The 9,079-nt window shown below is 51.5% G+C and carries 6 protein-coding genes and 1 tRNA gene; 6 read left to right on the forward strand and 1 reads right to left on the reverse strand.

Features of this window, described 5'->3' with window-relative positions; genetic code table 11:
• From B2067_RS09420 to B2067_RS09445, 6 genes are all read left to right on the forward strand, one after another.
• A partial coding sequence (locus tag B2067_RS09420) for a DUF3458 domain-containing protein (protein ID WP_301388249.1) occupies window positions 1–1,233 on the forward strand: 1,233 nt, incomplete at its 5' end.
• A gap of 14 nt (window positions 1,234–1,247) precedes the next feature.
• On the forward strand, window positions 1,248–2,657 hold the full coding sequence (locus tag B2067_RS09425; protein WP_301179973.1) for a DUF1329 domain-containing protein: 1,410 nt from the start codon (window positions 1,248–1,250) through the stop codon (window positions 2,655–2,657).
• A 297-nt stretch (window positions 2,658–2,954) separates the two neighbouring features.
• A complete protein-coding gene (locus tag B2067_RS09430) occupies window positions 2,955–4,031 on the forward strand; it encodes a YCF48-related protein (protein WP_068442090.1) in 1,077 nt (358 codons plus the stop codon).
• A 112-nt stretch (window positions 4,032–4,143) separates the two neighbouring features.
• Complete coding sequence (locus tag B2067_RS09435; RefSeq protein WP_414716534.1) at window positions 4,144–6,507, forward strand: efflux RND transporter permease subunit; 2,364 nt, start codon at window positions 4,144–4,146, stop codon at window positions 6,505–6,507.
• 87 nt (window positions 6,508–6,594) lie between these two features.
• Entirely contained in the window at window positions 6,595–7,452 is an 858-nt protein-coding gene (locus B2067_RS09440) for a hypothetical protein (protein ID WP_068442096.1), read from the forward strand.
• Between the two features lie 6 nt (window positions 7,453–7,458).
• Complete coding sequence (locus B2067_RS09445) at window positions 7,459–8,475, forward strand: AraC family transcriptional regulator (protein ID WP_297530539.1); 1,017 nt, start codon at window positions 7,459–7,461, stop codon at window positions 8,473–8,475.
• 527 nt (window positions 8,476–9,002) lie between these two features.
• On the opposite strand, the gene B2067_RS09450 is transcribed toward B2067_RS09445, so the two are convergent.
• Window positions 9,003–9,079 (reverse strand) — tRNA-Asp (locus B2067_RS09450).

The following is a 9,079-nucleotide window of genomic DNA, read 5'->3' on the forward strand; positions in this document are numbered from 1 at the left end:
CTGACTATTAATCTGCGCCAGAGTACCCCTGACACACCAGGGCAAACGAATAAGAAGCCGCTGTGGATTCCTGTTCAGTTGGGCTTTATTGCTCACAGCGGCGAAGATATGGAAATTCGCCCGGACAAAGCCGATTCGTGGACCGAAGAAAGCCAGGTTCTGCATTTCCGCGAGGCCGAGCAGACCTTCAGTTTCGGTGGCGTGATCGAAGAGCCTGTTGTGTCACTGTTCCGCGATTTCTCCGCGCCGGTGCGTATTAATTATCAGCACAGCCAGTCTGCGTTGCGCTTCATGTTGCAGCACGACAGTGATGGTTTTAACCGCTGGGATGCCGGACAGCAACTGATGCTGCACTGGATTGAGCTGGCGGAGAAAGGGCGTTTTAAGCTCGTTAAAGAAGACATTGATGCACTGCACAGTGTAATCAGTGACGAGAGTCTGGACCCGGCGATGGTTGCTTACCTGATGGCATTGCCATCCGAGGCGTACATCGCAGAAACGCGGAAGTCTTATGATCCTGTCGCTATTCACAATGGTCGTGAGCAGGTTCTGTCTGAGGTGGCTGAAGCGTTAAACGAAGACTTTAAGGCTTGCTACGAACGCTTGAATGTCCCTGCCGAATACCAGCCTGCACCGGCTGATATGGCGCGTCGCTCGCTGAAAAATCTTGCGCTTTCGTACTGGGCGCGCGCATCTTCGGATGGTATCGAAGCGGCTAAGGCGCAGTTTAACAGTGCAGACAACATGACCGATCAGATGGCGGCACTGCGTGTTCTCGTGACATGCGGTGATGAAGCTGAAGCGCAGGAAGCACTGAATGCGTTTTACGAGCAGTGGAAACACGATTCACTGGTTGTAAATCAGTGGCTGGCAGTCCAGTGTGGCTCTTCACGATTGGGCTCGCCGGAGCATATTGAAAAAATGCTGGAGCACGAAGCATTCGACTGGCGCAACCCCAACAAGGTGCGCTCAGTCATTGGTGCGTTTGCGAATCAGGCACTGTGTCATTTTCATAGTGAAAATGGCCGTGGTTACCGTCTGCTGGCAGATGCAGTTATCCGTTTGAACGCAAGCAACCCTCAGATAGCTTCACGACTCCTGACGCCACTGACCCGCTGGAAGCGTTTAGTGCCAAGTCAGTCACACTTGATGAAAGCTGAGTTGCAACGAATCATGGATAGCGGCAGTCTCTCGAAAGACGTGTATGAAGTTGTTAGTAAGAGTTTGGTTTAAGGAAAACTGATCTGATGGATCTTTCAGGTGTCATCCGTGTAAAACGCGGTTCCTCATTGCTTGCCACGCTATGCGTGGCGGGTGGTATGTTTGTGTCTCAGGCCTATGCCTCTGTCTCAGTTTCTGAAGCCGAACGGCTTAAGTCTGTCCTCACTCCCATGGGTGGGCAGCGCGAGGGCAACGGTCGTGATATTCCCCCATGGCGGGGTGGACTGACTCTGCCGCCGGTTGAATACAAAGAGCCAGGGCAACATCACCCTGATCCATTTCCGGACGACCAGCCTCTGTTTACTGTGACTGCTCAGAACATGAATCAGTACAGCAATAATCTGACAGAAGGGCAGAAAGAGATGTTCAGGACATACCCTGACACCTTCAAAATGCCCGTATACCAGACTCGTCGTACCGCAGCGGCACCTGAGTGGGTGTATGAAAACACCTATAAGAATGCGTTACGCGCCGAATTGGCCGACGGTGGTAACTCGCTTCTTTATTCGTACGCGGGTATTCCGTTCCCCATCCTGAGTGATAATAAAAATCAGGCGGGTGTTCAGGCGGTCTGGAATCACATTACTCGCTGGCGTGGCACCTACCTGCAGCTGCAGGCTTCAGAGGTTGCAGTTCATCAGGACGGCAAATTCACACCGACTACGGTAGAGCAACAGGTTGAATTCAACTACTACCGTCAGGATAAAACGATTGAAGAGCTGGATAACTTACTTTTCTATTATCTGTCTGTGACCAAAGCACCAGCGCGTCTCGCTGGTGGTGCGGTACTGGTCCATGAACCTCTTAACCAGGCAAACGATGCCCGGCAGGCTTGGGGTTACAACGCTGGTCAGCGTCGTGTACGTCGTGCCCCTAACCTTGCGTACGACACGCCTATTGCCGCTGCCGATGGCTTACGCTATGCCGACGACACGGACATTTATAACGGTTCGCCGGACCGCTATAACTGGAAACTTATCGATAAACGCGAAATTTACATTCCATACAATAACTATCGTCTCACCTCGAATGAGGCAAGTTACAACGATATTCTGCGCCCAGGGCATCTCAACCCAGAATACACCCGCTATGAAAAACATCGTGTCTGGGTCGTTGAAGGTACGCTTAAAGATGGTATGAGGCATGTTTACAGCAAAAGAGTGTTCTATATTGATGAAGATACCTGGAGCATTGCGGTAGCAGATCAGTACGATATGAATGGCCAGTTGTGGCGTGTGAGCATGGCCTATATTAAGACGTATTATGAGCTACCGGTGACCTGGACTGGCATGGATGTGTTCCATGATCTTCTCGACCGCCGCTACCATGTACAGGGCTTGATGAACGAAGAGCCCGAAGAAATTGACTACAGTAACCCACCTCCGGGTGACCGTTACTTCACACCGGCTGAATTGCGTCGACGCGGACGCCGATAACACCTCCCCGGTAATTTTCACTGTCAAGGGGGCGTAGCAGTAAGGTGCGGGAAGCGCCAGTTTGGTTACATAACGTAACAAGAGCGTGTTAGTCAGTGGTAGGGCTGTCCGCTAGACTAGCGCCGCTTTAATAATGCTAATAATACGGGGTTTTATATGTTTTCTGATTTGGTCAGGCCATGGGCAGGCAACCAAAAGAGCGGGCTAAGCCTCCTCTCGGGTCTGTTCATTAGCGGGGCTCTGGCTACATCAACCGGAGCATTCGCAGAGTGGCAGGATCCTCTCCAGACACCTGCAATGTCGTCCGACAAGGCGCATGAATCATTGTTACTTGATGTTACAGATCGTGGTCAAGCGCTTGTCAGTGTTGGTGCCTACGGCCACGCTATCGTTTCAACAGACAACGGCTTCACCTGGAGTCAGGGTAGCGTTCCTGTAACCACAACCTTAACTTCCGTTGATTTTGCTGATGAACAGAATGGCTGGGCTGTCGGCCATGACGGCGTGATTCTCAACACGATGGACGGTGGATCAAACTGGACGAAACAGTTTGACGGCTTCAAAGCCAATGAAGCGATGCTGAGGTCGGCACGGAATAACCTGACAAATGCGGAAGAGCGCTTAGAAGCAATTCAGGAAACGGGCTCCGATATGGATGTAGAGCAGGCCATGACTGCTCTGGAGAATGCAGAATTTGCATTTCAGGATGCTGAGTACGATCTCGAAACTGGCTCGACCAAACCCTTCCTTGATGTGTATTTCTGGTCAGCGAGAGAAGGTATTGCAGTCGGTGCGTACGGGATGGCCTTCCAGACGATGGACGGTGGCAATGAGTGGTTTGAAATCAGTTCAAGACTGCCAAACCCGAATCGCTTGCACCTCAACGCAATTACCCGCGTCGGCGAACGCTCACTGACAATTGTCGGTGAAATGGGGCTTATGCTTCGATCAGACGACATGGGTGAAACCTGGGTTGGTCAGTCAGCACCTTACGACGGCTCTCTTTTTGGATTGCTCGATGAAGGGGATACCCAGATTCTTTTCGCTCTGCGCGGACACACCTACCGCTCCGATGATGACGGCATTACCTGGCAAGTGCTCGATACCGGTTCTGAGCAAACTCTGCTGGGAGGTTTCAGTTCAGATCGAGGTGCGATGCTAGTCGGAAACGGCGGTAGCGTGGTGACGCTGAACGCTCAGCTATCAGGAGCAGAATCGACAATCATCGCTGGCCGCAAAGGCGCAGCATCAGTTATTCGCAGTGAAGCCGGGCATTTCGTTATTGCCGGCGACGCTGGCATTCAATTGGTAAGCAGAGAGGGCAAATTGTTGCAACGTCAGGCAGAAATGAGCGGGGAGAAAGGCAATGAGTGAACAGAAGCACCATTACTCCTCTGAGCCAGAGCACTACATTCTGTCTTCAGAATCGGAGCCGTTTCTTGAACGCCTGATCTTTAACAATCGCTCGCTGGTCATCGTCGTACTGATGGCCCTGACTGCGTTATTTGGCTATGGCCTGAGTAAGGTTACGCTGGATGCCAGTATCGAAAAGTATATCCCTCTGAACCACGAGTACATCCAGAACTACCTTGTTCATAAAGATGAGATGAAAAGTGGTGTAGCCAACGTAAAAATTGCTGTCGAAACAACTGACGGTGACATTTTTACCCAGGACTACATGGATACTCTGAGTAAAATCAGTGACGAAATCTTTTTCGTTAAGGGTGTCGACCGCTCCGGAATGGAGTCTCTCTGGACACCGAACGTCCGTTGGATGGAAGTGACCGAGGAAGGTTTTCAGGGCGGCCCGGTTATTCCGAGCACCTATGATGGTTCTCCTGACAGCCTCGAACAGGTTCGTCAGAATGTCTTGAAGTCGGGTCAGGTTGGTCGTCTGGTGGCGAACAACTTCGAGTCTTCGATCATTAATGTTCCACTGGTTGAGTACAACCCGGACACGGGTGAAAAACTAAGCTACGCAACGTTCAGCGCGGACCTTGAAGAGAAAATCCGCAATAAATACGGCAGTGATCAGTACCGTATTTATATCACCGGTACGCCTAAAAAACTGGGTGACCTGCTCGAGGGGGCACAGTCGATCGCGCTCTTCTTCCTTGCCGCTATGGTGATGACTGCGATTCTTCTTTATCTCTATTCCCGCTGTATCCGCGGCACCATCGTTCCTATTGTGGCATCTCTGATTGCAGTGGTCTGGCAGCTAGGTTCACTGGCGCTGATGGGATTCACCATCGACCTGTATTCTGTTCTGGTGCCTTTCCTCGTATTCGCGATTGGTATCAGTCACGGTGTTCAGATCATCAACGGCATTGCGATTGAATCCGGTAAAGGGGCATCGCCTGCTCAGGCGGCTCGTCACGCATTCCGTGGTTTGTATGTCCCAGGCATGCTGGCACTACTCAGCGACGCGATTGGCTTCCTGACGCTGCTCTTTATTGATATCGGCGTAATTCAGGAACTGGCGATCGCAGCGAGTGTGGGTGTCGCAATGATCATCGTGACCAACCTGGTACTGTTGCCAGTGATCATGTCGTACATCGGTATCAGCCAGCCGGGTATCGACCATGCGTATAGAGCATCTCAGAGCAAGGCGCCGGTATGGCGTGGCCTCTCTGCCTTTGCCAGCCGTAAGGTTGCACCATTCCCAATTGCTATCGCTATCGCAATGGGGATCGGTGGTTACTATTACAGTCAGGATCTGAAAATTGGTGACCTTGATAAAGGTGCGCCAGAACTTCGCGCTGACAGCCGTTACAACAAAGACAACGCCTTTATGGTCGGGAATTACTCCACCAGTTCAGACGTATTTGTTGTTATGGTCGAGACGGCTCCTGAGCGTTGTAATGCTTATAAAGTCATGGACGCTATGGATCGCTTTATGTGGTACATGGAGAACGTTCCGGGCGTTCAGTCTGCGACCTCTCTGGTCACTGTGTCCAAGCTGGTAACCAAATCGATGAACGAAGGTAACCTGAACTGGTCAGCGTTGTCGCGCAACCAGACAGTTCTGAATACCTCCATTCAGCGCGCACCGGGCGCACTGCTGAATTCAGACTGCTCCATGGCGCCTGTGATCATTTACCTGAATGATCACAAAGCTGAGACGCTTGAGACTGTGGTCGCCGCTGTCGAAAACTTTAAAGACAGCTACGACGATGACGTCGATATGAAGTTCTACGGCTATCGTTACAACGAGCTCGGGCAGGCGATCGAAGAGGGTGAAATTGATTCGGTGCCTGTGCGCTTCCAGTTAGCTTCTGGTAACGCGGGTATTGAAGCGGCGACGAATCAGGTGATTGCTGATGCGCAGGGCACTATGTTGATCTTCGTCTACGTGGTTGTTTTTGTACTCTGCTTTATCACCTTCCGTAGCTTGCGAGCTGTGGCTTGTATCCTGATCCCTCTGGCGTTGACCTCTATTCTGAGTCAGGCGCTTATGACGTACCTGGATATCGGTGTGAAGGTGGCAACGCTGCCAGTGATCGCGCTGGGTGTCGGTATCGGTGTCGACTACGGTATTTATATCTACAACCGCCTCGAAGTTATGATTCTGGCTGGTAAGTCGATGCAGGAAGCCTTCTTTGAAACCCTGCGCTCTACGGGTAAGGCCGTTAGTTTTACCGGTGTGACTCTGGCCATTGGTGTTGCCACCTGGATGCTCTCGCCGATTAAGTTCCAGGCCGATATGGGTATTCTGCTGACCTTTATGTTCCTCTGGAACATGCTTGGTGCTTTGATACTGCTGCCTGCTCTGGCGAGCTTCCTGCTCAAACCAGAGAGCATGCTGGCACGTCACAAGAAAAAGCACGGTGACGTGCCGCCTGCGGGATAATACCGCCGAAAGCAGGTAAACTAATGCCCCTGACAGAGCCTCTGTTCAGGGGCATTTTTTTAGCACTCGTTTGTCGTTGGAGTAAGAATGAAAAGTCCGCTTGGCCTGGAAGCCAGAATCCCGGTATTTGAGCTGTTCAAAGACGCGTTGTTTTTGCTGTGGGCAAAGCGCGGTCGCTTATTAAGTATGTTTCTCCCCATTATTCTTGTACTGGTGGTTCTTGATAGATATAGCGCAGCTATTACTGAGCCTATTATTGCTGCGATGGGTCAGGAAGGCGGAAATATGGAGATGGGCTTTCCTTTGGAATTCTGGATAGTCACTGTCATATCCGGGCTATTGAGTATCCTTCTTGCGACCACTGTGCACCGTTTCACTTTGCAGGATTCGTCTCATTGGCCTAGCAATGCACTCCGAGTTCCCAATCGCTCTGACTGGCGTTACTTACTTCGTTCACTGCTGTTGGTTTTTGTTTCCGTGGGCGCTGGCCTTGGTGTGACTATTGTAGTGTTAGTCATTATGGGAATAGTGACCGGTGCGAATGATCCTGCGGCGATGCAGCAAGTGGTTGGTCTGGCATTTATTCCGGCCTTCATGTTGATGCTTTACATCCTCGCACGTTTGTCGATTACCTTGCCTGAAATTGCTATCGGCACAGAGGGCTCTGATCTAGGGCGGGCCTGGCGGATGAGCAAAGGAAATGGCACTCGCCTGGTTATCGTAGCGCTGGCTCTGCCTTTGTTGGTTAACCTCCCATTTCTACTGTTAGTGTCGCTGGAGAATGTGGTGACGGATATCGTGGCTGCCTTTGGCATATACAGTATGACACTGATATCAATCACCGTACTCTCGCTCAGCTACCAATTCCTGCTTGAGTTTTACGAGCCGGATGAAGGTGAAGAGGTCACTCCTGAGAAGGATGACGATGATGGAATGGACGCCTGATCAAACATGAAGCTGGGTGATCTGAGCATTACCTACGTCGAGGTGATTGCATCCACCATGCGCACCCTCGGTGCTGACCCGGATGCGCTGCTGGGTCAGTACAATATCCTTCCTGAAACGCTGGCATCGCCTGATACCCGAATCAGTATCCCTCGTTTCATGCGCATCGGACACGATGCCATTCAGCAAACCAAATCCCCTTGGTTTGGTTTAGAAATGGGCCGCCATACCTGGCCAGCTCAGCTGGGTCTGGCGGGCCTGGTCGCTATGACCGCTCCGGATCTCCGCCGCGCCTGTCAGGCGATAGCAGGCTTTGAACTACTGTCGAGTTTTAATGCGCGTGGTGCGAGTTCGTTCACGTTAGAAGAGGGTAAGCCCGCGCTTAAGTTCTACTCTGTTAGCCCCTACAACGCCTATAACCTGTTTGTGGTCGACTCGGTGCTTTCGAGTTGGGCACACATCCTTGGTGTCATCAGCGGGCAAACCGATGGCATCCTTGAGTCTGTCGATATCGAGTTTTCAGATCCGGGGTATGCAGATGTTTATCGTCGCTACTTCAAGTGTCCGGTGAATTTTGGCGCCGGTTCTAATCGATTAGTGCTCCAAAATGAAGCACTGAATTTACCCGTGATCCAAAGTTGCCACTCTATCCATGAAGGGCTGAAACGACAGGCGGAACGCGAACTGGACAGAGTAAGGCTCGGTCTTAGCGTGACAGAGCAGGTGGCCCGCACTGTGGCGCCGCTGTTGGACGGTGAGACCCCCGAGCTGAGTAAGGTTGCCAGTCGACTGAATATGGCGCCCTGGACGCTTCGCAGGCGCCTTCAGGCTGAAGGAAAGACCTATCAGGATGTGCTCAACGCAACGCGCAAAGATCTGGCGGTAAGTTATATCAGGGATACGTCACTGACGTTGGGGGAAATAGCGTATTTGCTGGGGTTTGGTTCTGCTGCGGCATTCCAGCGCGCATTCCGGCGCTGGACCGGCGAGGCGCCGGGCCGCTATAGGGAAAACTGCCGCTAGGGCAGAGCCGCAGTTACATCTCTACGGCGTCATCACAGTCGTCTTCGTAATCGTCAAAGCCGACATCTAACAGATCTTCAATGTAATCAGACATTTTCGATCTCCTTTTTGTTGTTAATCCAATCCTGTTGGTTTGCCACTACAGGAACACTTCCCGAGCGACAACTTAAAGTACACAGCTGATCGTGAAGAAAGTACTCAAACGAATCCAGCATATAGCGTGCCACTTAAAGTAAATATAGTCGCCGCTGGAGAACAGACCAGGCATCCTTGCCCGAGTTCCCAGACTTCCCTGCGACTATGTGTAAAAGATAGTCAGCCAATATGACGTGGATATGACATTGGCTCAGAAACTCTGATAGCGGAGCGTAAAGATCTGTTGGAGATGAAAGAGACTAATTACGAAATATCGAACGAAGCAGGGGGATCTAAAAGAAGATGGCGGACGGCCGGGCTTGCGCTCAAGTTGGGCGGCACTCCGAGGACTCGAACCAGGCGTATATTTAAAAAGGGGATCTTAAAAAAGATGGCGGACTGGACGGGACTCGAACCCGCGACCCCCGGCGTGACAGGCCGGTATTCTAACCAACTGAACTACCAGTCC

The organism is Thalassolituus sp. UBA2590, from assembly GCF_002339775.1.
Classification (GTDB): domain Bacteria; phylum Pseudomonadota; class Gammaproteobacteria; order Pseudomonadales; family Oceanobacteraceae; genus Thalassolituus.